Source organism: Kordia sp. E, from assembly GCF_056033805.1.
Window position 1 is genome coordinate 585,007 of sequence record NZ_JBRASR010000006.1, and the last position, 23,872, is coordinate 608,878.

General features: G+C 32.1%; 23 protein-coding genes. 17 read left to right on the forward strand and 6 right to left on the reverse strand.

Features of this window, described 5'->3' with window-relative positions; all coding sequences use genetic code 11:
- The first annotated feature begins 134 nt into the window (after nucleotides 1-134).
- Nucleotides 135-872: a glycosyltransferase family 2 protein gene (locus tag ACUUYC_RS24610; RefSeq protein WP_474270344.1), complete on the forward strand. Its 738-nt coding sequence runs from the start codon at nucleotides 135-137 to the stop codon at nucleotides 870-872.
- Nucleotides 873-1,064: 192 nt separating this feature from the next.
- Here the strand turns inward: ACUUYC_RS24610 and ACUUYC_RS24615 are convergent, their stop codons facing one another.
- The 3 genes from ACUUYC_RS24615 to ACUUYC_RS24625 form a co-directional block, all read right to left on the reverse strand.
- The gene (locus ACUUYC_RS24615; protein ID WP_474270345.1) at nucleotides 1,065-1,955 is read right to left on the reverse strand and encodes a TolB-like translocation protein; all 891 of its coding nucleotides are present in this window, start codon (nucleotides 1,953-1,955) and stop codon (nucleotides 1,065-1,067) included.
- A gap of 10 nt (nucleotides 1,956-1,965) precedes the next feature.
- Complete coding sequence (locus ACUUYC_RS24620; protein ID WP_474270346.1) at nucleotides 1,966-2,688, reverse strand: polysaccharide deacetylase family protein; 723 nt, start codon at nucleotides 2,686-2,688, stop codon at nucleotides 1,966-1,968.
- A gap of 67 nt (nucleotides 2,689-2,755) precedes the next feature.
- A complete protein-coding gene (locus ACUUYC_RS24625) occupies nucleotides 2,756-3,853 on the reverse strand; it encodes a linear amide C-N hydrolase (RefSeq protein WP_474270348.1) in 1,098 nt (365 codons plus the stop codon).
- Nucleotides 3,854-4,109: 256 nt separating this feature from the next.
- Here ACUUYC_RS24625 and ACUUYC_RS24630 point away from each other — a divergent pair, with 256 nt between their 5' ends.
- The 5 genes from ACUUYC_RS24630 to ACUUYC_RS24650 all read left to right on the forward strand — a co-directional run bounded on the left by ACUUYC_RS24630 (nucleotide 4,110) and on the right by ACUUYC_RS24650 (nucleotide 8,751).
- A complete protein-coding gene (locus ACUUYC_RS24630) occupies nucleotides 4,110-4,865 on the forward strand; it encodes a glycosyltransferase family 2 protein (RefSeq protein ID WP_474270349.1) in 756 nt (251 codons plus the stop codon).
- A 6-nt stretch (nucleotides 4,866-4,871) separates the two neighbouring features.
- Nucleotides 4,872-5,939 (forward strand): glycosyltransferase family 4 protein, encoded by a 1,068-nt coding sequence (locus ACUUYC_RS24635; RefSeq protein ID WP_474270351.1) that lies wholly within the window; start codon nucleotides 4,872-4,874, stop codon nucleotides 5,937-5,939.
- An 86-nt stretch (nucleotides 5,940-6,025) separates the two neighbouring features.
- Complete coding sequence (locus ACUUYC_RS24640; RefSeq protein ID WP_474270352.1) at nucleotides 6,026-7,459, forward strand: T9SS type A sorting domain-containing protein; 1,434 nt, start codon at nucleotides 6,026-6,028, stop codon at nucleotides 7,457-7,459.
- A gap of 101 nt (nucleotides 7,460-7,560) precedes the next feature.
- Nucleotides 7,561-8,154, forward strand: a complete 594-nt coding sequence (locus ACUUYC_RS24645) for a hypothetical protein (RefSeq protein WP_474270353.1) — start codon at nucleotides 7,561-7,563, stop codon at nucleotides 8,152-8,154.
- Between the two features lie 12 nt (nucleotides 8,155-8,166).
- A complete protein-coding gene (locus tag ACUUYC_RS24650; protein ID WP_474270354.1) occupies nucleotides 8,167-8,751 on the forward strand; it encodes a hypothetical protein in 585 nt (194 codons plus the stop codon).
- Between the two features lie 22 nt (nucleotides 8,752-8,773).
- Here ACUUYC_RS24650 and ACUUYC_RS24655 read toward each other — a convergent pair whose 3' ends face one another.
- Both ACUUYC_RS24655 and ACUUYC_RS24660 read right to left on the reverse strand, forming a co-directional pair.
- The gene (locus tag ACUUYC_RS24655) at nucleotides 8,774-9,724 is read right to left on the reverse strand and encodes a WaaS/CpsH family glycosyltransferase (RefSeq protein ID WP_474270355.1); all 951 of its coding nucleotides are present in this window, start codon (nucleotides 9,722-9,724) and stop codon (nucleotides 8,774-8,776) included.
- 3 nt (nucleotides 9,725-9,727) lie between these two features.
- A complete protein-coding gene (locus ACUUYC_RS24660) occupies nucleotides 9,728-10,324 on the reverse strand; it encodes a class I SAM-dependent methyltransferase (RefSeq protein WP_474270357.1) in 597 nt (198 codons plus the stop codon).
- Between the two features lie 73 nt (nucleotides 10,325-10,397).
- Here ACUUYC_RS24660 and ACUUYC_RS24665 point away from each other — a divergent pair, with 73 nt between their 5' ends.
- From ACUUYC_RS24665 to ACUUYC_RS24710, 10 genes are all read left to right on the forward strand, one after another.
- A complete protein-coding gene (locus ACUUYC_RS24665; protein ID WP_474270358.1) occupies nucleotides 10,398-11,300 on the forward strand; it encodes a glycosyltransferase family 2 protein in 903 nt (300 codons plus the stop codon).
- A 2-nt stretch (nucleotides 11,301-11,302) separates the two neighbouring features.
- Nucleotides 11,303-11,863 carry an L-threonylcarbamoyladenylate synthase gene (locus ACUUYC_RS24670; protein ID WP_474270359.1) on the forward strand — a complete coding sequence of 187 codons (561 nt, stop codon included), beginning with the start codon at nucleotides 11,303-11,305 and terminating at the stop codon, nucleotides 11,861-11,863.
- An 82-nt stretch (nucleotides 11,864-11,945) separates the two neighbouring features.
- Entirely contained in the window at nucleotides 11,946-13,370 is a 1,425-nt protein-coding gene (locus ACUUYC_RS24675; RefSeq protein WP_474270360.1) for a CCA tRNA nucleotidyltransferase, read from the forward strand.
- Between the two features lie 42 nt (nucleotides 13,371-13,412).
- A complete protein-coding gene (locus ACUUYC_RS24680) occupies nucleotides 13,413-14,447 on the forward strand; it encodes a COX15/CtaA family protein (protein WP_474270363.1) in 1,035 nt (344 codons plus the stop codon).
- A gap of 27 nt (nucleotides 14,448-14,474) precedes the next feature.
- The gene (locus ACUUYC_RS24685) at nucleotides 14,475-14,987 is read left to right on the forward strand and encodes an IS1096 element passenger TnpR family protein (RefSeq protein ID WP_474270365.1); all 513 of its coding nucleotides are present in this window, start codon (nucleotides 14,475-14,477) and stop codon (nucleotides 14,985-14,987) included.
- A 152-nt stretch (nucleotides 14,988-15,139) separates the two neighbouring features.
- Entirely contained in the window at nucleotides 15,140-15,379 is a 240-nt protein-coding gene (locus tag ACUUYC_RS24690) for a hypothetical protein (protein ID WP_474270367.1), read from the forward strand.
- Between the two features lie 219 nt (nucleotides 15,380-15,598).
- On the forward strand, nucleotides 15,599-16,657 hold the full coding sequence (locus tag ACUUYC_RS24695; protein WP_474270368.1) for a nucleoid-associated protein: 1,059 nt from the start codon (nucleotides 15,599-15,601) through the stop codon (nucleotides 16,655-16,657).
- Between the two features lie 203 nt (nucleotides 16,658-16,860).
- The gene (locus ACUUYC_RS24700; RefSeq protein ID WP_474270370.1) at nucleotides 16,861-17,763 is read left to right on the forward strand and encodes an ABC transporter ATP-binding protein; all 903 of its coding nucleotides are present in this window, start codon (nucleotides 16,861-16,863) and stop codon (nucleotides 17,761-17,763) included.
- Nucleotides 17,764-17,781: 18 nt separating this feature from the next.
- On the forward strand, nucleotides 17,782-18,612 hold the full coding sequence (locus ACUUYC_RS24705) for an ABC transporter permease (RefSeq protein WP_474270372.1): 831 nt from the start codon (nucleotides 17,782-17,784) through the stop codon (nucleotides 18,610-18,612).
- Between the two features lie 302 nt (nucleotides 18,613-18,914).
- Complete coding sequence (locus ACUUYC_RS24710; protein WP_474270374.1) at nucleotides 18,915-21,431, forward strand: hypothetical protein; 2,517 nt, start codon at nucleotides 18,915-18,917, stop codon at nucleotides 21,429-21,431.
- A 247-nt stretch (nucleotides 21,432-21,678) separates the two neighbouring features.
- Here the strand turns inward: ACUUYC_RS24710 and ACUUYC_RS24715 are convergent, their stop codons facing one another.
- On the reverse strand, nucleotides 21,679-22,356 hold the full coding sequence (locus tag ACUUYC_RS24715) for a DUF4294 domain-containing protein (protein WP_474270375.1): 678 nt from the start codon (nucleotides 22,354-22,356) through the stop codon (nucleotides 21,679-21,681).
- Between the two features lie 109 nt (nucleotides 22,357-22,465).
- Here ACUUYC_RS24715 and ACUUYC_RS24720 point away from each other — a divergent pair, with 109 nt between their 5' ends.
- The gene (locus ACUUYC_RS24720) at nucleotides 22,466-23,554 is read left to right on the forward strand and encodes a M42 family metallopeptidase (protein WP_474270376.1); all 1,089 of its coding nucleotides are present in this window, start codon (nucleotides 22,466-22,468) and stop codon (nucleotides 23,552-23,554) included.
- Nucleotides 23,555-23,872 lie beyond the last annotated feature (318 nt).

A 23,872-nucleotide genomic window follows, 5' to 3' on the forward strand; every position in this document is an offset into this window, starting at 1 on the left:
TTTGAAACAAAAAAAGAATACAAAATTTAGCTTTGCATCAGGAATCATTTCATTAGTACATATATTTTTTTCATTGGCTCTCCATAAAGTTTTGAATGAAAAAATTATATGTACTTTTGTGCTTTAAATTTATCATGCCAACACTATCAGTCATAATTCCTACGTATAATGAAGCTTTGTATCTAAAAGATGCTTTGTATTCGGTACAATTTGCAGATGAAATTATTGTGATTGATTCACTCAGCACAGATGAAACTGTCGCGATTGCTGAAGCACATGGTTGTAAAGTACTTTCCCGAAAGTTTGATAATTTTTCTAATCAAAAAAATCATGCATTACAATTTGCAACTTGCGATTGGGTTTTGTTTTTAGATGGTGATGAACGCATTACATATCAGCTTCAAAAAGAAATTAGTACAGCTATGAATTCTGGAAAACATACAGCATATAAATTGAATTTTCCACACTTTTACATGAATCGTTTTTTATATTTTCATAATAACGATGTAACTCGATTGGTTGTACGTGAAAAGTGTCATTTTGAAGGAAATGTACATGAAAAACTCATCGTTGATGGAACCGTTGGAAAGTTAAAAAACAAAGTGTTGCATTATACGTATAAAGGCTTACTACATTACATTAGTAAAAAAGATAGTTACGCATGGTTTCAAGCCGAACGTATGTTGGAAAAAGGTAAAAAAGCAACATATTTTCATTTAGCTTTTAAACCAATGTATCGTTTTTTCCATGAATATATTGTAAAACGTGGCTTTATGGATGGTGTGCCTGGTTTGGCTGTCGCTGGAATTAACGCATATGGCGTCTTTTCAAGATACGTAAAATTAATATTACTTCAAAGAGGAATTCGATAAGCTAAACTAAATATTTTTTTATTACTATTCGTCTACGAATTTCCTTTCATTTATCTAAAATTTTCAATTCGAAAACAAATTACTTGTAATTTTAATATAGTGTATTTGAAAAAACACACTACCCCTTTTTATTTACTATCAAAAGAGTTCTTCCCTAGGAACTCTTTTGCCTATTTATTATAGTTTTTATATTTATTTTGCTAAAATTTCAGATTCGATATTTACCCATTGTATCTTCCAATTCTTGTTTTGATAATCGCCAACAGTATAGAACAGAAATTTACCATCTGAAGTAATAAAAGGATTTCCTTGCCCCAATGTATTGATGTTAGCATTTAACTTTCTTGTTTTAGTCCATTTTCCTGAACCATCATTAAAACTAATCATGAGATCAAGCTGATTTCCTACTGCTGCAAATATTAAATAATCTTCTTTTGGAGAAACATATGGCGTACATTTTCTGAAATTCATGTCCGTTGAAATTGACGTTTTTACAGCGTTTCCATAGATTTCATTAATGCTATTGGAATGATAAATATCCATTTCACTGTAATCTAAATTACTAGAATGAAAATATAAAGTTCCAGAATTGGTTAGTACAGGATGAGAAACTAACTTATCTCTTAGGTTTGGAATATCAACATATGTAGCCTCACTCCATTTTCCATTTATCTTTTCTGATTTCCATATATGCCACGTTTCAGGAATATTTTCAATATTTACTGGCCGAGTTGAACTAAAATATAGTGTATTTCCGTCTGGAGAAAAACTCATTCCATGCTCATCATACGTACTATTAAAAAAAGCTTTCTGAGGCTTGGACCAATTCCCTTCTGTTTTGTCTATTACATAAACATCAAATTGCTTGAAATCTTTAGTCGATGTCGTGTAATAATACTGCAAAAAATCAGCACTAAATATTCCCTTGTGGATAAGTTTATCTTTAGGTGTAAGGTTTTCTTTAAATGTAATAGGAGTTTCATCTGGAATATTCTCTGTCAAAAATCTAGCTTTTTCACTTTCCATATCATTTTTACAACTTAAAGTACAGATTGCAATAAGAATAATGTAATATCTCTTCATTTGTTTTTTATTAGAAGAAAAACGACTTCCCATAACGCAGTTTAAATTTGAACTTTGATAATGAATCTTCACCTTTGATATCAATACGTTGCACTTGATAATTATCTTTAAACGGAAATCTGTTTACTCTATTTCCTATGCGCAAACCAAACGCAACATGATTTTGCACTAATTGATTGAAAAACACATCTTGTTCAGGGTTTTTTCGCGGATATTTCCCATATGGATACGCCAATACATTACTCACATTCAATCGATTGGAAATGATAAAGTTTTTACATTTCTCAAAATCCTCCTCAATTTCTTCAACAGACAATTCAGTATATTTTTTATGAGCAAACGAATGTAATCCAAGTTCAATGGTAGCTTCGTCCATACTTTTCAATTGTGCTACAGACATAATTTTTTCATTTCCTGTATTCCATTCATCAACACCATTAACATATTGAAAAGGCACAAAGAAACTCGCTTTTAAACCATATTTCTGCAACAACGGATATGCCAATTCGAGTTGATTTACATATACATCATCAAACGTAATGATCACTGTTTTTTTAGGATAGTTTTCATCAGTTCGTAATGCTTGTAATTCTGAAAAATGCAAACTCACATATCCGTTATCTTTTAGGTATCGGAATTGTTCTTCTAAATTTTCAGTTGAAATCGTTAATCCTTTACTATCAGAAGCCTTTTTAGAAACTCCATGATACATTAAAATTGGTAAACTTGGCATGTGTATATATTAATTACAGACAAAGCTACTAAACTTATTCAACTTGCAACAAATAAAATACGAATGGCTATTTCGCTTTTAAGAACTTAAACATTTTTTTAGCTTCCAAGTACTTAGTTACATTTCCACTTCTATAATCTTTACCTTTCGTAAATACGCCATCTTCATTTAACGTGATGATAAAAGCTTGTTTTTTTTCTAATGTAGAAAAATCGATTTCTTTTAAATTGATCCATATTAAAAACGGACCATATCCTGAACGATAAAAATATTGCAAACTCTTTTGATCGGCTAAAGAACTATACTGAGTTCTACTTAAATCGGGCGTATCTAAATTTTCGTTTTTTATAATTGGTTGTGCCGCATTATTTATAACAGTTGACAATCTTGCCAATGCTAAAGGTGTATCTATTTTTTCAGGTAATTGTTTTGTAAAATAAGTAGCTCTAACAAATCGACTCAAAGACCAATTAGAACCTGGTAATAATGCTGGGTTTCCATTATTTTCATACTTCTTATTCAATTCATCCCAATACGTCAACGATTCTATTTGTGTATCAAACATCGGATCATTTGTCATTACTCGCATTTGATCTTTGCTATATTTTTTCACATAATGATTGTAAGCTTCCGTATCTATATCAACATTCGTAAATACATGTAAATGCTCATCTATATATTCAAAAACGGCAGAATTCCCTTTTTTATCTCCTACAGATAAATGACACTTCGCTTCTACATCTGCCTTTACGCCTCCTGGTATATTTGCTGTTTGAATATAAATGTTGTTCATCGCAATTACTGCATCTTTAACAGTTGCGCAACTATCCAAAATATATTGCGCCCAAATACTCATAGACATTGGAAAGTATCCGTCTTTATCTGACTTTTTTGGATATTCAGATGGTGCTAACCAAAGAATATTTACTGTTAACCCTTTAGAATTCAACCCATCTGAAGTTGCACAGTCAAAATTAGCCACAATAATACTGCTATATTTTGATGTCCAAGTGAACTCTTCTCCTGTTGGAGTTTTTGCCATTGCCTTTCTTTTCACATTTTTCGGCATTGCCCATAATTGTGGAAAAGGATTGTCTGCCCAATCCATATTTCGACCTACATAGCTTTGATTTTTCTTGGTAGTGTAAAGTACTCGTGTGCACATAATAATTTGGTTTAATTTGAGGTTAATATTTTTTTTCTTCTTTTTCTATAAGAAAAAGATTTCATTGAAATTAATAAATTACACTTGAAATCTAATTTTAATGTTCTAATTACAGATAGAAATGTTCTGAACATTCAATTTATAGTTCTAAACAAAGTAAGATTGACTTCTTTTTTAAATTATGTATTCATCCTAAAATCATTACTTTTGTAGTTACTATATAATTTTTCAAAGAAAAAAGTAGCTTCATCTCTTTATGAACACGAAAATCAGTGCGTTAGCAATTACCTATAATGAAGAAGATCATATTGAAGAATATATCCAACAGCTTTCGTTTGCGGACGAAATTATCATTGTAGACTCGTATAGCACTGATAAAACAGTTGAACTCGCCAAAAAGCACAATATCACTTTAATTCAACGCAAGTTTGATGATTTTTCATCACAGAAAAACTTTGCCATTGATCAAGCGAAACATGATTGGATTCTATTTTTTGACTTGGACGAACAAGTTCCAAGAGTATTAGCTGACGAAATTGTTGCAACTGTAAATGCTGCAAATCCTGAAAAAGCGTATCATGTAAAACGTGATTTTCATTTTATGGGAAAACGTATGAAATATAGTGGTTTTCAAACTGATATTTCTGTGCGATTGTTTCACAAACAGTATTGTCGTTACAATGGGAAACCTGTTCATGAAACGATTGAAACTACTGAAAAAATTGGCCAATTAAAAAATGCTGTAGCGCATCAAACGTATAAGAGCTTTGATAATTACAACCAAAAACTAAGCCACTACAGTCGTTTACAAGCAGAAGCTTTGTATAAAAAAAATGTACGTCCAAATGCGTATCATTTTATCTTTAGACCATTCTACCGTTTTTTACATCAATACTTTTTACGACTCGGTTTTTTAGATGGAAAAGAAGGATTTATTTTGTGTTATGTCCATGCATTTTCAGTATTTAAGCGTTATTTGCAATTGTGGACGATGTATCGAAAAATTGAATAAGTAGTTATGAAAAACGTTTTTTTAGAATCGCATAATATCAAAAACCTACATTTTGGGTTTGGTCAGTTCAATTATCATTTGATAAAAGGATTGCATCAAGCTAGTATTGACGATTTTAAGATGACGCTTCACGCGAAAAACCTCAGCAAATTACAAAGCGAATTTGGTGATTATTTCGACTATAAAAAATACAAATCATTTCGTCGTTATCCATTACTTCGCATTCGTAAAAAGTACGATTTATGGCATTCTTTGAATCAAAATATAAAGATTGAACCATTTCATGATATTCCTTATTTATTAACGGTTCATGATGTAAATTTCATTGAAGAAGAATCAAGCGATATGAATCATGAACGCAATGTTCGTTTTCGTGAAAAACTAGAACGCAGTAACGCAATTACGTATATTTCAAACTTCGCAAAAGAATCAACTCATCAACATTTTGACGTTCCAAATGTTCCTGAATATGTAATTTATAATGGAAACCCAATTCGTGAAGTAACACTTCCTGAAAATCATCTTCCAAAACAGATTTCTGAAAGACCTTTTTTATTTTCTATTGGTGAATTTACGCCTCGTAAAAACTTTCACACTTTAGTGGAAATGTTAGCGCTTCTCCCCGATTTTAATTTAATCCTTTCGGGAAATAATAATACAGAATACGCCAACGGAAAATTGGCTGAAACGATTCAGAAATACAACTTACAAGATCGTGTTATTATCACAGGAAAAATTGACGATTTAGACAAACAATATTACTTACAACATTGTACTGCTTTTGTATTTCCATCGTTGCGTGAAGGTTTTGGAATTCCGCCAATTGAAGCTATGCGATTTGGAAAACCTGTCTTTTTATCACACAATACATCCTTACCAGAAATTGGTGGTGAACATGCTTTCTTTTGGAAGAATTACGACCCGAAATATATGTCTGAAGTCTTTGAGAAAGGTATGCACACGTTTGAAACAAACAAAGAAACTTACGAACAAGCCTACATAAAACGCGCCACAAGTTTCGACTGGAACGCAACTGCAAAACAGTACGAAGAAGTGTATCGCAGTTTATTATAAATAAATGTTCCTTTTTTATTTTTTATCCATAGACAACCTTTTTACATAATTAGCATCTATAATACATAAAACCAAAATTTGTTACCATGAAAAAAATGTTACTTTTAATTCTTACACTTTATTTTTCACAAACAATCTACAGTCAAAAGAGAGCTGACACTTGGTATTTTGGTGATAATGCTGGAATTGATTTTTCAAGCGGAACTGCAACGTTACTTACTGATAGCGCCATGATTGGATCTGAATCTAATACTGCTATTTCTGACTGCAACGGACAATTGATATTTTATACAGACGGAATTAATGTGTGGGACGCAAATCATACTATTACTCCAAACGGAAGCGGTCTTTTAGGACATGTTTCCACAAGTCAGATTATAATAATTCCTCAAACAGAAACAAATTATTTTATTATTTATGGAGATAATGAAGGTGGAACTTTACGATATTCTGAATTTGACACTGATTTAAATAATGGCTTGGGTGACATCAAATTTTCTAGTAAAAACACAATACTTCACGATAATGCCTCTGAACGAAAGGCAGCTACTTATACGGCTGACAAAACTGGTATTTGGCTACTCACGATGAATGTAGCTACAAACTCTTTTTATTTATATTTAATCACTAATACTGGAATATCTCCTCCTATAATTACGCCAGTGAATCATGATGTATTAGCTATTTGTTGTGAAATAATGAAATTTTCTCCTGATGGAAATTGGTTAGCGTATAGCAATAGACAAACCAATGGTACTGGAGGCGATCCTCGATTGTATACATTTGATAATGTAACTGGACAATTAACATTTCATTCTTCATTAACGAGAAATGCAAGTACCAATGAAAGTCGTTACGGTATTTCTTTCTCTCCTAATAGCTCAAAATTATATATAGGAACCATTTATAATATACAACCTGGCGGTGCATTTAACAGACTTTACCAATACGATATGACAAGTCCAGATATTTTACAGTCTGAACTCATTATTTACACTCAAATTTTCTCTGGATCAGGAGCCGTTACAAGCCCTTTTGGAGGTTTACAAATAGGACCAGATAATAAAATTTATATCGCACGTTGGAACATGCCTTTTTTAGCTGTCATCAATAATCCTGATCAATTAGGTCAAAATTGCAATTTTGTACTAGACGGTTTTGACCTTAACGGAAGAGATTGTAGCCTAGCATTACCCAATTTTGTAGAGAACTATTTTGACACTTCTGAAACAGCTGATTTTTGTCAGCCTCTATTAAGTATAGATGATCTAAATTATAACAATGATATTTTTAAAATATACCCTAACCCAACTGTAGATTATATTACTATTAATTTTAATAATCCTACACAAAAATTAAGCATAGAAATATCAAATCCTTTAGGTAAAAAAGTGTTGGAATCAACCTATTCTAACGCAATCGATATTGAATTGAATATCAGCAATTTAACAAGTGGCATCTACTTTCTTAAACTCAAGATAAACGATCGTTTAGTCGTTAAAAGAATTATGAAGCAATAAATTTCTACTTGTATAATGTTATATTTTTTTCACACTTTATAACGCAACCTTTTTAGAAAATTCACATCTACTTAATGTAAATTGACTAAAACAAAGTTGCTATGAAAAAGATTATTATGTTTACAATTTTAGCAGGACTCCTAACTGCTTGTACTGTGGAAAATGAACCTATTGAATTAAATTCTACGGTGGAACAATCAGAAGATATTGATTGTATTCCTATTTCTGGAAATCCGTCTACTATTATGGGAAGTGAGTTTGTCCGAACAGGTTTTGTACTAGAAACTGCTGTTGATGGAAATGGAGATGGCGTATATTCAACCGATTTGGCAAATGAAGGACTTTGTGGAGCTGATGCGTTACGTTTTCGTACCGATTCTAAAGTTTGGAATATTGAATCGAGTTTTGTTTCCTTACAGATAGATGAAAATAATGAACAAAGAATCTATTGTTCGCATGCCGATGGTTTATTTCCAACATACATTCAAACTGAAAATATTATTGATTTTTGCTTTGGTGGAGAAATAAGATACTCAGGAGTACTTTCTGATAATGAAAACACACTAACCGTTACATTATCGTATGATCAATTATATGGGTTTTTCCTTGCCGGTGGCGGAAATGATATCTTAATGTCAGACGGAACTGTTTCTGATTATGAAGGAAACGCTACGATTATATACACACGACTGTAAACCAAAATTGCTATGAAAAAGATACTAATGTTTACAGTTTTAGCAGGATTCTTAACCGCTTGTACTATTGAAAATGAAACTGTGGATGAAACCTCTTCAGAACAAGATTGTGTAGCCGATAATCCACCATCAATTCTAGGCAACACTTATTTTAGAAGTAGTTTTATAATAGAAACAGCTGTAGATGTTAATGGTGATGGTCAATATTCAACTGATTTAATGGAAGAAAAACTTTGTTTTGATCTGTCTTTAAATTTTGATGAAGATTTTTTAGTTTCTAACCCAACTTTTGATGCCGTCTCAATATACGTAAATGATGATGGTAGCGGGAATCTTTCACAAACACTAAATTGTTCACATGCTGATGGCACACCAAATACATATATGCAAATAGGAAACACTATTAAATTTTTATACAATAATGAATTACAGTTTACAGGAACACTTTCTGATGACGAAACCACCATTATGTTTACGTTTCCAAATGATCTTTTATTCGGATTTAACTTTTTTGAAGCTAGCAATCGAATTTTAAAACAAGATGGTACTATTGAAGAATACCAAGGTGGAGCTATTGTAACATATACACTTCAATAATAAAATTTACTTTATAAATATATTAAAGCTCAAAAATAGGTTTCACCCAATTTTCAATTTTATACTTAGACAAAATGTCTTCATCTATTTCTAAATATGGAGAAGTCACAAAATCAGCTGGGATTTGAATATTATTTTCATCTACCACTAAAATATTTTGCGGATGGTAGAAGTCATAGTTAACAATATCTTTGTTGGTTGTAATGAGCTTTTTGCGATGTCCTAACGCTTCAAAGATTCGAAATGACAAACCGACTTGTTCGGTGCGTTGAATTTCAACTATGATTTTTGCCCTCTGTATCAGTTCAGAAACATCTGTAATTGATTTCTGTGTTGTGATAATTTCCACATGTTCGGCAGGCATTTCGCTACCATTATACACTTGAATGTTGTACGTCCAATCGTGTTGCTTCAAATAATTTGCTAAATTTTCAAGCAACGGAAAACGATAATCATTTGTAGAAATATTGAAAAACTGGTATTCAAAATCTGTATGATTACTTTCTTCAAAAATATAATTAGTGAGTAATTCTAAATTATATGTTGAAACATCCAAACGATCATAACTGTAGATTTTATCAAATAGTGGAATGATATCTACTTTTCGTGTAAAACGTCGTGTACTATCATAATAATATGCAATAAACTTCTTTGTATAACTTTTAATGAAGTGTAATAAATCATCATTTAAGACATCTGGACGAATGATAAAAATTTCATCTTGCTTGCCTAATTCTGTTATTGAAGCTTTGATTCTATCTGTAACAAACGTCTTTTTTAAATTTTTTCCCAAAATCAATTTTGAAAAGAAATTCTGTGCTTTATGAAGTGTATTTTTATATGAAAATGCTGGCTGATCTAAATATAAAATCTCTGCATCAATATGTGCATATTGTTGTAAAGCCTTGTGAATATGCGCTGTGTAACCAAACGCATAAGGTGCAATGATGAGTATTTTTTTAGGTGAATTCAAGAATTAAACAATAATTCCCAATCCGTTACAATGCGGATAATTGTATACTTTTTTTCCAGTTGCTTTCGCAATATCAATTACTGCTCTACGCACTTCTGGAAAACTTTCAGTATCATGAAAAACAGTACATTGACTGTGTTGTGCAGCCCACAATCCACATTCGTAAGTTTCTTTGTAATTGTGCACAATATCTACATGTGAAAAATTATATTGCTTTGTATCTTCTTTAATCCAATCGCGATAATCTGACTTGATCAATTCAATATTTTTGAATTCTGCCAACGAAGCTTTTGTTTTATCATAATGATCACCTTTATGATCTGTATGTTCGTCACCGATAAAAATATCAATTCCTTTTACTTCTTTAAAATAATTTGAAAATACGACTGAAGAATAGCCAAATTCAACTCCAAACTCAATACATGAATCGCGTCCAATATCAAAACGATCTAAAATATCTTCAATGATTAACTCCAATCCTTCCCAAGCTGTGACCATCTTGACCATTTTTTCTGGCGTTGTCTTTTTTGCCGGAACATACGTTTCCATTGGCAATCTTTTGTGTAAAAGGTATTTTTTTAATTTTGAACGAAGTCCCATAATGTGGTTTGTGTTTGCGCAAAAATATAAAATTCAACATAAAATTGTGTAATTTTGCACAACAACTATGCATATGAAGGATATTTCTATTGTTATCATCAACTACAACACTGCAAAATACACACTAGAATGTGTGGATTCCGTTATTCAATTTACAGACAAATCATTGTCTTATGAAATTGTAGTTGTCGATAATAATTCAAAGCCAGAAGATGTTGAACACTTACAAAAAAACTTCCCTAAACACAGGCATATTTCACTGCATAGAAGCGTAATTAATACAGGTTTTGGTGGAGGAAATATGTTTGGTGCACAATTCACAAACGGAAAATATATTTTATTTCTTAACAATGATGCAATGTTGCAAAACGACTGTTTATCTATTTTACATTCGTACATGGAAAAACATCCTAAAGTTGGTGTGACAACAGCGCAAAATTATGATGAACACAACAAACATGTCATTTCATTTGATCATGATAAAGGCATCAGGAAGTTATTATTAGGACGTAGTTTTTTAGAAAAAAATTGGTCTAAACAGTTTCCTAAACGTAAAAAGGAATATACCGAACCTGTTTCTGTAAACTTTGTAAATGGCGCGTTTATGTTTTTCAGAAGAGAAGTGTTTGAAAAAGTTGGCGGATTTGACACAAATATTTTCCTCTACTTTGAAGAAATGGACATTTGTTTCCGCATGCGACAAATAGGTTTTTCAAGTGTATTGGTTCCGGAGGCGAAAATTTTACATTATCAAGGTGTCAGTACTGGCGTTTCCAAAGCAATTAGTAAAGAAGGAATGATTTCACACATGTATGTGATCAAGAAAAATTATTCATCCGCAAAATATCTTTTCATTCGAATGTATTACTGTTTGAGTTTTTTAATCAAGCCAAAAAAATGGTTCATGCTAGGATTGATTTGGAGAGGCGCGCATGTATCTGAATCATTAAAGCAGCAACAGGAAATTCGATTTTAATCATGACAACCGAAATTCAAAACACTTTTGATCAGTTACAATCAGGAAACACCATTTTATATCCAACAGATACTATTTGGGGATTAGGTTGCGATGCTACAAATGCTGAAGCTGTTGCTAAAATCTATGCGCTCAAACAACGTGAAGAAAGCAAAGCGTTGATTTGCTTGGTAAGCGATATACAAATGCTAGAACGCTATATTTCCACAGTTCCTGAAGTTGCTCATCAATTACTCGAAGCTGCTGACAAACCAACGACTATTATTTATGATAATCCTGTTGGGATTGCCAAAAATTTAATCGCTTCAGATTGTACATTGGCTATCCGAATTCCTGATGATGAATTTTGCCAGAAACTCATTCGAAAATTTAAACGCCCAATTGTATCTACTTCAGCAAATATTAGCGGACAACCGACTCCAAAAAGCTACAAAGAAATAAGTCCTGAGATTTTAAAAGGTGTTGACTATGTTGTAAATTTGCAAAACGAAAAAAAAGCCGTTAAACCATCGACAATTATTCAATTGCGATCAAACGGAGAAATTAAAGTAATTAGAGCGTAGAATAGTTGTTAGTTCTTAGTTACTGGTTGTTTGTGATTTTAAACTGATAAACACCTAAACTACACTCGAAGCATATTATCAAATGAATTACAAAGAAGCATTACAACTCGATATATTTTCAACAATTTCAAAAGCAGCAACCGAATTACAGCTTGAAACGTATGTAATTGGTGGTTTTGTACGTGATTTTTTGTTGAAACGCGGTGATGCTAAAGATATTGATGTAGTTGCTGTTGGAAGCGGAATTGAACTCGCTAAAAAAGTAGCTTCACTCCTACCCAATAAACCAAAAGTACAAGTGTTTAAAAATTATGGTACTGCCATGATTAAAACAAAGGAAATTGAAGTAGAATTTGTTGGTGCTCGAAAAGAGAGTTATGAACGTGGAAGTAGAAATCCTGCTGTAGAAGATGGAACATTACAAGACGATCAAAATCGTCGTGATTTTTCAATTAATGCAATGGCTTTGAGTTTGAATTCAGTTAGTTTTGGTGATTTACTCGATCCGTTTAATGGTTTGCAAGATTTAGAAGATAAACGTATTGTAACGCCACTTGATCCAGATATAACGTATTCAGACGATCCGTTACGTATGATGCGTGCCATTAGATTTGCTACACAATTAAATTTCAAAATTGATCCTGTTTCGTTGGAAGCAATTACACGAAATGCAGATCGTATTGAAATTATTTCTAAAGAACGTATTGTTGTAGAATTGAATAAAATTCTATCAAGCACTATTCCTTCAATTGGTTTTATTTTGTTAGAAAAGACAAAGCTTTTAGGACATATTTTACCAGAGTTATTAGCACTAAAAGGAATTGACGAAAAAGAAGGTCAGACACATAAAGATAATTTTTATCATACGTTAGAAGTTGTCGATAATATTTCCGAAAACACAGATGATGTTTGGTTGCGTTGGGCAGCTTTGTTACACGATATTGGAAAAGCACCGACAAAACGTTTTAGTAAAAAGATTGGTTGGACATTTCACGGACATGAATTTGTAGGTGGGAAAATGGTGTTTAAACTGTTCAAACGTTTGCACATGCCATTGAATGAAAAGATGAAGTTTGTACAGAAAATGGTGATGATGAGTTCACGACCAATTGTATTATCACAAGATGGAGTTACAGATTCGGCAGTAAGACGTTTGGTATTTGATGCTGGCGAACATGTAGAAGACTTGATGATTTTGTGTGAAGCAGATATTACCACTAAGAATCCACGAAAGTTTACAAAGTATCATAATAACTTTAAAATTGTTCGTGAGAAGATTATTGAAGTTGAAGAACGTGATCATGTGCGTAATTTTCAACCACCAGTTTCTGGTGAAGAGATTATGAAAACATTCAATTTGAAACCTTCACGAGAAATCGGAATTATCAAACACGCCATTAAAGAAGCAATTTTGGAAGGCGATATTCCAAATGAACATGATGCCGCTTACGAATTTATGCTTACCAAAGGAAAAGAATTAGGTTTAGAAATACATGTTTCAAAATAAGTACGTGTATATTTCGGCTGACCGAACTAATTATACAGATTGATGAAAAAACATTTTCACACCATTGCAAAAGTCACGCTAATACTTGTGTATCTTGTTATTATTGCTGGCGCCGTTGTTCGTATGACAGGAAGTGGAATGGGTTGCCCAGATTGGCCAAAATGTTTCGGATATTATATTCCTCCAACAGAAGAAACGCAACTGGAATGGAAAGCCAATCATTTTTATGAAGATGGAATGGTCATTATTGTTGAAGAAGCATTGCAAGTTGCGAAAGTCGATTTTACAACGACAACTACTTTTCTTAGTGATAATTGGGAACCATATACTAAACATGATTACGCTACTTTTAATGCATTTCATACCTGGGTAGAATATATTAACAGATTGTTTGGCGCCTTAGCCGGACTTGCCACATTGGTACTTTTAATTGGTTCGTTTTGGTATTGGAAAGCACAAAAAAGCATTACATTATTATCTTTATTTACTGTTTTAGGAATGGGCTTTCAGGCTTGGTTAGGAAAAACGGTTGTGGATTCAAACTTAGCACCTTTTAAAATTACCATTCATATGGTAATGGCATTAGTTATTGTAGCAGTATTATTATATATTGTTTATGTAACTTCAAGTAAAATAAGATCACACAAAAAAGACGGACTTTTTATAAAGTTAGTATACGTTTCTCTTCTGTTAACTTTGATTCAAACTGTATTTGGAACACAAGTACGACAGTTTGTAGACGAGCAAATTCATACACTTGGAGAAACGAGCAAATCATTATGGTTAGCCAATCCGCAATTAGACTTTTATATTCACAGAACCTTTTCTATAGTTGTACTTTTAGTAAATATTGCCTTGTTTTACAGATGTAGAAAATTACAATTGGGCTTCAAAAAAGTGAATTGGGTCATGATTTTATTAGCCTTAGAAATCGCTTCTGGAATTGCTATGTATTATTTTGATTTTCCATTTGGAACACAAACGATACATATTGTAATAGCAACCATTTTATTCGGAATTCAATTTTATCTTATCTTAGAAGCAAATAAAATGCAAAACAACGCAGAAAGTTTGTAAATTTGCAATCCAATTTTTTTAATCAGCATGATTTATAGATTCAGAGTAATATTAGATGCAGCAGAAGATGTCTTTAGAGATATTGAAATTCAGGAAGATGCCACTTTTGAAGATTTTCATAATGCCATCATACAAGCCTTTGGTTTTGATGGAATGGAAATGGCTTCTTTTTATGTGAGTGATGATGAATGGAATCAAGGTGAAGAAATTTCACAATTTGACGTGAGTGAAGGACAAGATTCTATTCGATTGATGAATGAAACTACACTTGATGGCGTACTTTCAGAAGATCAACTACGATTGATTTATGTGTACGATTTCTTAAATATGTGGACATTTTTAGTTGAGCTTGCTGAGATTGCAGAACCGCTAAATGGGCAGATATATCCTAATTTATTATTTTCTCACGGAATTCTTCCAGATAGCGCTCCAGACAAGCAGTTTGAAGCTGAAAAAGATCCGTACGGATTGGACGACGACGATGAAGATTTAGACATCAATGATTATGATAGTTTAAATTTTGACGAAAACTGGAACTAGTTTCAATAAGCGTAATTCAACAAATAGACAAGCCTAACCTTCAATTAGTTACCTTAATTTCTCGTTCTCGAAATTCATGAATCACGATAATTATAATTTCTTTCTTTCTTTTAATTCATATAGGTTTGAATCATTAACTAAAACCTTTCATTATGAAAAAAAGAAATTTAAAGTCATTGAAATTAAATAAAAGTTCAATTTCAAATCTTCAAAAATCATCAGCTTACGGAGGAACAAGTGGACTTGGTGATAATAGACCTATTATTATAACATTTAATCCTTCTATTATTGATGCAGTAGGTTGTCAGTCTGAAATGGGATGTACTGGTGGACCAGACGAAACAATGACATGTCCATTATGGTCTTGTCACGGTTGTACTGAAATGGAATAAAAATATTAAAGCGGGCTTCGGTTCGCTTTTTTTATTTCTTAATCTTCCTAAAATCATTTGTGTACGAGCTTCTTATTTTATTGTGAATAAAACGAATGAAGGCAAGTCTTTTTTTAACTTTTTTTCTAGTACTTTTGCCAAACAGCAACATATTCTATGAACAGATAAAATTTGGTTCTAGAAAAGTTATTCTCAGAAAATAATATACAATACCCTATAATGATCAATTTATACAGTGCACAAATAGATTCTTTATCTATTCATAAAGTAGGAAACAAGAGTAGAAACGAAAATGTGTTTCTTTCAGCAGAGCCATATCAATTAACGGATGAAATAATGCCGTTGATTAAAGAATATTTCTTCAAACCATTTCGTGAGAAAGAAGAGAATTATTTTCAATTTACGAATGAAGTAGATATTGAGTTCAATCAATTATATGCAATTGCCTCTTCTATTTTTAATGATCCGTCTTCTGTTCATGAAAATTCAAAAAAGATTGTTTCTTTATTGTTTGAACAATCACAACATCCACATATTAAAAGTGGTGAAGTGTATGTTGGTTATTTTGAAAATACGGTAATTGATAATGAAAAAGTTGATGCTATCGGAATTTTTAAATCTGAAATTAAGAACGATTACCTTCAATTTGAAGAAAATGGAGATAACTTAGATATTTTGTTACAACAAGGAGTTTCTTTAAATAAGTTAGATAAAGGTTGTATCATTTTTAATGTAAAAAAGGAAGAAGGTTATAAAATTCTTTCGGTTGATAGTAATAAGTATGATACTAAATATTGGTTAGATCATTTCTTAGGTGTAGATGCGTTTGCTGACGAGAATTTTTACACAAAAAAATATTTAAAGTTCTGTCAAAACTTTGCAAAAGATGTTGTTTTCCCAGCGGAAGACAAGAAGGAAGAAGTAATGTTTATGAACAGAGCTGTGAATCACTTTGCAAAAAATGATACGTTTGAAGAAACTGAGTTTTTAAATGATGTGATTGAAAATCCAGATTTGATTCCAGAGTTTAAGCATTATAAAGTTGAGAAAGGTCCGAAATACAGTATTGAAGATGTTTCAGAGTTTCCAATTGCTAACAAAGCCGTTTCTTCTGCTAGAAAAAGTATTAAAAATACAATTAGCTTAGATACAAACATTCAAATTAAGATGGATTTCATCAATCCAGAATCTGCAGAGAAGTTTGTAGAAAAAGGTTGGGATGAAGAAAAGCAAATGTATTATTACTTAGTTTATTTTAACAAAGAACAAAAAGCATAAATTGAAAAACCTTTACTAATTAGTAAAGGTTTTTTTTTGTTCCTATGTTACAATTCTTAACTTGAGCATAACCTTGCGTTAAAGAAAATTGGTGTTTCATAAAACATGTAAAAAATTCTATTTTTTAAAGCTTTCTTTATATTTTGTAACAAATCTTAATTTGAGTCGTCAACTATATACAATCAATCAAAAAACTATTCATATTGAAAACTATTCTAACACTGCAAAACCTCAGTAAAAATTTTGGTTTAATAAAAGCAGTACAAGACTTATCATTTACCATAGAAAAAGGGAATGTATACGGTATTTTAGGACCTAATGGAAGTGGGAAATCCACAACGCTAGGAATGGTCTTAAATGTTGTCAATAAAACTTCTGGAGGTTTCCATTGGTTTGACGGAAACGTTGCTGTACATGACGCTTTGAAAAAAGTAGGTGCTATTATTGAACGACCAAATTTTTATCCATATATGTCAGCTTCAGAAAATTTGAAGTTGGTGTGTAAGATTAAAAATGTTTCCACCGAAAAAATTGACGAAAAACTAGAACTTGTAGGTCTTTTGGAACGAAAAGACAGCAAATTCAAAACCTATTCATTAGGAATGAAACAACGATTAGCGATTGCTTCTGCACTTTTGAATGATCCCGAAATTTTAATTTTAGATGAACCTACAAATGGATTAGATCCACAAGGAATTCATCAAATTAGAGAAATTATTAAGACAATTGCTTCAAAAGGAACAACAATACTATTAGCTTCTCACCTATTGGATGAAGTTGAAAAAGTATGTTCGCATGTAGTAATTTTAAGAAAAGGAAAGAAAATATATTCAGGGCGTGTAGACGAAATGGTTGCAAGTCAAGGATTTTTTGAATTAAAGACGGACCAAGAAGATCAATTATTATCGTTTTTACAAAATGATAATTCTTTTGGAAAAATTAAAAGAGAAGACGGTTTGATTACTGCTTTTTTAACAGCACCATTGAGTGCTGCTGACTTTAACAAGCAAATGTTTAAAGAAGGTATTGTACTATCACATTTGGTACAACGAAAAGAAAGCTTGGAAGAACAATTCTTAATCCTTACCGAAAATCAATCTAACTAATTTCATTCATCAACGACTATGTTACGTTTATTACAAATAGAATTTCAAAAACTTTGGCAAAATAAAATGAGTAAAGTATTAATTTACATCTCTTTTATTTTACCTTTTTCCATATTAGTCCTTTCCTCAATTAAAATTAACTTTTTTGGTTATTTCACATTAGATTTATCTGAAACTAAAATATTTGAGTTTCCATACATTTGGCATGTGACAACATTTTTTGTCGCTTATTTTAAAATTTTCTTCGCCATTGTAGTTGTATTTATGATAGGAAATGAATACAGCAATCGGACATTAAAACAAAACCTAATTGACGGTTTGAGTAAAAAAGAACTCATCTTATCAAAGTTTTACTTTATTGCGGCGTATTCGCTAGTAATGTCAACTGTGGTATTTTTTATCACTTTACTGATTGGTGTTTTTAATACACCTTCATCTGATTTATTTATAGATATCATTTTTGATGATACCGAATTTATACTAGCATACTTTTTCAAGATTCTAACCTTCTTTAGTTTCTGCTTGTTTGCTAGTGTATTAACAAAACGATCTGTATTTGCATTGGCATTTCTTTTCATTGTAAATATTGTAGAATGGATTGCATATCCACTATTGCGTTATGAGTTTTTTAATGAGCAAGTAGCGGATAATATTGCACAGTTTTTTCCTTTCACATCTATGTACAATTTAATCAATCAACCAGCAGTACGAATTGTCAACTTGCACGAGCCTACAAAGGCTATTGTAACTGACTATGCGGTACATTGGTATGAGATTGTAATTGCTGCTGTTTGGATTTTCATTTACATCTTTTTATCATACAGGTTGTTAAAACGAAGAGATTTATAACAAAATAGTATACCAAACTTATAGATTTTAAATGAAGAGCGAAGAAATTCGCTCTTTTTTTGGCTCTTAATTAGTATCTTTGACAACTGATGAGTATTGACAATTGCTATGAAATACCTCTATATAATTGCATTTATAATTTCCCCTTGAAAAAAATTATATGTGTTTTTATATAAAAAATGTTATTTCAACAGACACTACTCGGAAAAGATTAATCCTCAATATCATAAAATAATAGCGTCAAAAAAGAGTTATTACATAGGCATTGAGCATTTTATATGCATAAAAAACAAAGATTACAAATGAAAAAACTTTTACTATTCGTTTTTATAGTAGTACCAACATTAATATTTGCACAAGGTGAAGCCGCAAACTGGTATTTTGGTCAAAATGCAGGACTACAATTTGATCCTGATACAGGAGCAGTTGCAGCAGTAACAGACGGAAGTTTAAATACTTTAGAAGGTTGTGCCTCCATTTCAGATACTGACGGTCAATTATTGTTTTATACCGATGGAATCACTGTTTGGAATAGAAATCATTTAATAATGACCAATGGTACTGGTTTAAACGGAGATAGTTCGAGTACTTCATCTGCGATTATTGTACCTAAACCTCAAGATCCAAACATTTATTACATATTTACAGTAGATGAGCCGCATCATAATGATGGTGGAACAAACAATGGATTAAATTATTCTGTTGTAGACATGACTGATGGAATTGGTTTTGTTGATGGTGCTCAAAAAAATGTTCCATTAATAACGTACGACACAACAGATGCTCAAGAAACACGCTATAAATGTTCTGAAAAAATATCTGCTGTAAAAAGTTCTGACTGTGAATCTTTTTGGGTTATAACACATTTTATCAATAATTTTTATGCGTTTAAAGTTGATGCTGTAGGAGTTGAAACAACTCCTGTTGTTAGTAATACTCCAACGGCTATTCCTATTTCTGGATATAGAAGAAATGCTTTAGGATATTTAAAAGCATCTCCTATCGGAGACAAATTAGCAGCTGCACACTTGGGACTTACAAATGTTGAAGGTGGAAATGGACCAGGAAAGGTAATGTTATATGATTTTGATAATGGTACTGGTGTTGTTAGTAATGAAATAGAATTATACGATGGAGATTCTCCATATGGAGTTGAATTCTCGCCAGAAGCAACAAAGCTATATGCTACTGTTGGACTTGGTGACACTGGAGTTGGAAATAGTTTATTACTTCAATACGACTTACTAGCTGCTGACATTCCAGGTTCTCAATTTACAGTAGATAATTCTTCTACATTCTCTGCCGGAGCAGTTCAAGTTGGAATTGATGGAAGAATATATAGAGCTTTATTAGATTTTACAAATGTTGCTGGATCAGGTCAATTTTTAGGTGTTATAGAAAACCCCGAAGCTGCCGGACCTGCTGTTGTTTATAATGAAAATGGAGTCTTATTAGATATCACCGGCACAAATACCAATCTTTCTAGAATTGGACTTCCACCATTCATTCAATCACTATTTGCTACACCTATAGATATTATTCGTAATGGAGTTTCTATGACTGATTTAGTTTTGTGTACAACACAAGATTATACACTTACAGCAGACAATATTTCTGGAGCAACTTATACATGGACATTTGAAGGAAATCCACTAGCTGAAGCTACTTTTCAACTAAACTTAACAAACGTTACACTTGCTGATGCTGGATTATATGAAGTAACAATTGATCAAAATAATGGAGAATGTCCATTAGAAGGTCAAGCAACTGTAGCAATATTCACAACGCCAACTGCCAATGTCATTGATGATCAATTGATTTGTGATAATGACAATGATGGTTTTTCTACGTTGAATTTGAATGATTTCACTCCACTGGTGTTAGGAACTCAAAGTGCCACTCAGTTTTCTGTCACTTATCATCCTACTCAGGCTGATGCTGATACAAACATGAATCCAATCGCTGGAATGTATACCAATCAAGCTGCATATACGCTGGAAACAATTTTTATTCGTGTTGAAAATAATGACAATACAGATTGTTTTGCTACTACTTCTTTTGATTTCGATGTGTTCGATCAACCAACTGCAAATCCTATTGCTACTTATGAACTCTGTGATGATGCTATTGATGGTGATGACACTAATGAGTTTTCAACTTTTGATCTTACTACAATTGATCCGCAGGTGTTAGGCACACAAGATCCTACTCAGTTTACGGTCTCATATCATCCCAATCTAAACGATGCCAATGATAATATGAACGCACTTGCTGATGCATACATCAACGCAATGGCTGGTGGAAATCAAGTGTTCGTACGTATTGAAAATAATGACAATCCTAATTGTTTTGAAACTACAACCTTTAATGTAGTGGTCAATCCACTTCCTATAATCTTACAACCTGTTGAACTTCGTCAATGTGATGATGATACCGATGGTGTTTCCGATTTTAATCTAACAGAAGCCAATTCACTTTTATCTGCTGACTCTGCAAATGAAACCTTCACCTATCATACCAGTCTAATGAATGCTATGGATGGTGTTAGTGCTATTGCTAATCCAACTGCGTATTCTTTTGTAAACTCACAACCTTTTTATTACCTTTTTTTACCTTTTATTTTAAACCCCAACACAACAACCTATTTACAAGGATTTTACATCACAAAATTATTTTCCAAATTTATTTCAATTACTCGTTTCGTGTTCAACCTTTGGTGTTTGGTGTTTAACGTTTGGTGTTTGGTGTTTGGTGTTTGGTGTTTGGTTAAAAAATTCCTTTTGTATTTAATTCACAAATGCTTCCTTCATCTTATATAGATAACCATAAGTAACCTAATCGGGTTAACGATGGAGCTTTTGTTGGAGCTCCTCACTTTTACTTATCATTACTTCGACTACGTTAAGACTATAATTTAAATACACTTGGTAAAACAAACATATATATAGTGAGAGCGACTCGCGAGAGCGTGACCTTTTTTCGTTTACTCTAATAGTAAAAGAAAAATGGAAACCCCATGATTTAAAAAAGGGAAATAAAGCTAAGAATTTTTATTGAATTACGCAACTATTTCTTTTTCTGATCTTTAGAAGACCATTTATCCGTTAGTTCAAGATATGAGAATGGCAATGCAGAAGCTTGTTCTTCTAATTGTTTTTTATAGAAAGCGCGTTGAAGTATGTCTTCTATGAGATAGTCTTCATGATTTGTTTGTGGCAGGAATTCCCTTTTGAGCGAAATATCAAATAGATTTGCAGTTGTATTGTACCAAAAAGCTTTCCATCCACTTCGCAAACGCTTTATTAGGTTGAATGCAGTATCTCCAGTTTGACGATGAATGAGCTTTATTAGTATTTGTCCTTCTGTTCGTGTTAACTTTTTGAGTTTGGCAGAGAGTTCTTCTTCTATGAATTTTTGCACTCTTCGTGTATATCTTCTTCGCTTCGATTTGGAATCTATTGTATTGAGTCTTTCATTTAATACAATTAATCGTTCGGAAGCCATTTTTGCATACGGATATACTTTTAGTGTTTTCCTCCTTAATATAAGGTATCGAATACGTTCTTCTTTTGATGTAAATTTTAGCTTATTGAATATAATGACTTCTGCCAAATCAATATGTGACCGCGGAATTGAATCTCCTTCTATTAGAAACTTTTTTATAGCAGTTGTGTCTTGCGTTATGATTTGCGCATTTCCAACATATGATATGAGGATTATTAATATGAGGTAGATTTTTTTCATGCTTCTACTAAAATTCTTTCAAATTTTATTCCAAAAATAACAATTCGTTCTATTATAACTATTAAATCTATTTTAATATTATTATTTTCGTTTGAATTAAATCAAAATTATGGCAAAAAAGAAAATTATTACTAAAAAGTCAATGGCTTTTTTAGAAAAATATTTGAATAATGCAGCTCCAACTGGATACGAATGGAATGGACAGAAGATTTGGATGGATTATTTGAAACCTTATGTTGACGAGTTTATCACAGATTCATACGGAACTGCCGTTGGCGTTATTAATCCGAAAGCAAAATATAAAGTTGTAATTGAAGGACATGCAGATGAAATTTCGTGGTATGTAAATTATATTACAGATAATGGTTTGTTGTATGTAATTAGAAATGGTGGAAGTGATCATCAGATTGCGCCATCGAAATGGGTTAATATTCATACTAAGAAAGGAATTGTTAAAGGTGTTTTTGGTTGGCCAGCTATTCATACAAGAAATAGAGCTAAGGAAGAACCACCAAAAATGGACAATATTTTTATTGATGTTGGATGTAGTACAAAGAAAGAAGTTGAAGCACTTGGTGTACATGTTGGTTGCGTGATTACATATCCAGATGAGTTTCATGTGTTGAATAAAGATAAGTTTGTTTGTAGAGCTATTGATAATAGAGCTGGTGGATTTATGATTGCTGAAGTTGCACGTTTGTTACATGAGAATAAAGTGAAACTTCCGTTTGGATTGTACGTTACTAATTCGGTTCAGGAAGAAATTGGTTTACGCGGAGCAGAAATGATTACAGAAACTATTAAACCAGATGTTGCTATTGTTACTGATGTTTGCCACGATACAACAACTCCTATGATTAATAAGAAGACGCAAGGAGAAACTAAAATGGGCGATGGACCTGTTATTTCGTATGCGCCTGCTGTTCAGAATAAGTTGAGAGAACGTATTATTGATACAGCCGAAAAGAGAAAGATTCCTTTTCAGCGTATGGCTTCTAGTCGTTCTACCGGAACCGACACAGATGCTTTTGCTTATAGTAATGGTGGTGTTCCTTCCGCATTGATTTCTCTTCCACTACGTTATATGCACACAACTGTGGAAACTGTACATAAAAATGATGTTGAGAATGTTATTCGCTTGATTTACGAAACATTGTTAACGATTAAGGATGGAGAGACATTTAGTTACTTCGAATAAATCATAACAAGTACTGAGAATTGAGTATTTAGTATTGAGAAGCAGCATCTATATTTAGATCGATAAATCAAGATCAATTTACTGATAGATTATAGAGGTTGATTCTATTTTTAATAAGATACTTAAAATAAATACTATATAAGTAAGGCTTTCAAAAGATTGAAAGCCTTACTCCTTATACGAACTTCTTTTGCATAGCTACAAAGAGAAGTCCTAACTAAAAAAACTAAATAATTATCTTTACTCTAAATCACGCATTAGCAATTCTACTATAACCGTAAATTTATTCAAGATAGATCGTTAATCCATTTTCACATT

Bases quoted from the DNA above. Each gene is read 5' to 3' on its own strand.
- ACUUYC_RS24610 (WP_474270344.1), top strand. From the start codon at position 135: ATGCCAACACTATCAGTCATAATTCCTACGTATAATGAAGCTTTGTAT.
- ACUUYC_RS24615 (WP_474270345.1), bottom strand. From the start codon at position 1,955: ATGAAGAGATATTACATTATTCTTATTGCAATCTGTACTTTAAGTTGT.
- ACUUYC_RS24620 (WP_474270346.1), bottom strand. From the start codon at position 2,688: ATGCCAAGTTTACCAATTTTAATGTATCATGGAGTTTCTAAAAAGGCT.
- ACUUYC_RS24625 (WP_474270348.1), bottom strand. From the start codon at position 3,853: ATGTGCACACGAGTACTTTACACTACCAAGAAAAATCAAAGCTATGTA.
- ACUUYC_RS24630 (WP_474270349.1), top strand. From the start codon at position 4,110: ATGAACACGAAAATCAGTGCGTTAGCAATTACCTATAATGAAGAAGAT.
- ACUUYC_RS24635 (WP_474270351.1), top strand. From the start codon at position 4,872: ATGAAAAACGTTTTTTTAGAATCGCATAATATCAAAAACCTACATTTT.
- ACUUYC_RS24640 (WP_474270352.1), top strand. From the start codon at position 6,026: ATGAAAAAAATGTTACTTTTAATTCTTACACTTTATTTTTCACAAACA.
- ACUUYC_RS24645 (WP_474270353.1), top strand. From the start codon at position 7,561: ATGAAAAAGATTATTATGTTTACAATTTTAGCAGGACTCCTAACTGCT.
- ACUUYC_RS24650 (WP_474270354.1), top strand. From the start codon at position 8,167: ATGAAAAAGATACTAATGTTTACAGTTTTAGCAGGATTCTTAACCGCT.
- ACUUYC_RS24660 (WP_474270357.1), bottom strand. From the start codon at position 10,324: ATGGGACTTCGTTCAAAATTAAAAAAATACCTTTTACACAAAAGATTG.
- ACUUYC_RS24665 (WP_474270358.1), top strand. From the start codon at position 10,398: ATGAAGGATATTTCTATTGTTATCATCAACTACAACACTGCAAAATAC.
- ACUUYC_RS24670 (WP_474270359.1), top strand. From the start codon at position 11,303: ATGACAACCGAAATTCAAAACACTTTTGATCAGTTACAATCAGGAAAC.
- ACUUYC_RS24675 (WP_474270360.1), top strand. From the start codon at position 11,946: ATGAATTACAAAGAAGCATTACAACTCGATATATTTTCAACAATTTCA.
- ACUUYC_RS24680 (WP_474270363.1), top strand. From the start codon at position 13,413: ATGAAAAAACATTTTCACACCATTGCAAAAGTCACGCTAATACTTGTG.
- ACUUYC_RS24685 (WP_474270365.1), top strand. From the start codon at position 14,475: ATGATTTATAGATTCAGAGTAATATTAGATGCAGCAGAAGATGTCTTT.
- ACUUYC_RS24690 (WP_474270367.1), top strand. From the start codon at position 15,140: ATGAAAAAAAGAAATTTAAAGTCATTGAAATTAAATAAAAGTTCAATT.
- ACUUYC_RS24695 (WP_474270368.1), top strand. From the start codon at position 15,599: ATGATCAATTTATACAGTGCACAAATAGATTCTTTATCTATTCATAAA.
- ACUUYC_RS24705 (WP_474270372.1), top strand. From the start codon at position 17,782: ATGTTACGTTTATTACAAATAGAATTTCAAAAACTTTGGCAAAATAAA.
- ACUUYC_RS24710 (WP_474270374.1), top strand. From the start codon at position 18,915: ATGAAAAAACTTTTACTATTCGTTTTTATAGTAGTACCAACATTAATA.
- ACUUYC_RS24715 (WP_474270375.1), bottom strand. From the start codon at position 22,356: ATGAAAAAAATCTACCTCATATTAATAATCCTCATATCATATGTTGGA.
- ACUUYC_RS24720 (WP_474270376.1), top strand. From the start codon at position 22,466: ATGGCAAAAAAGAAAATTATTACTAAAAAGTCAATGGCTTTTTTAGAA.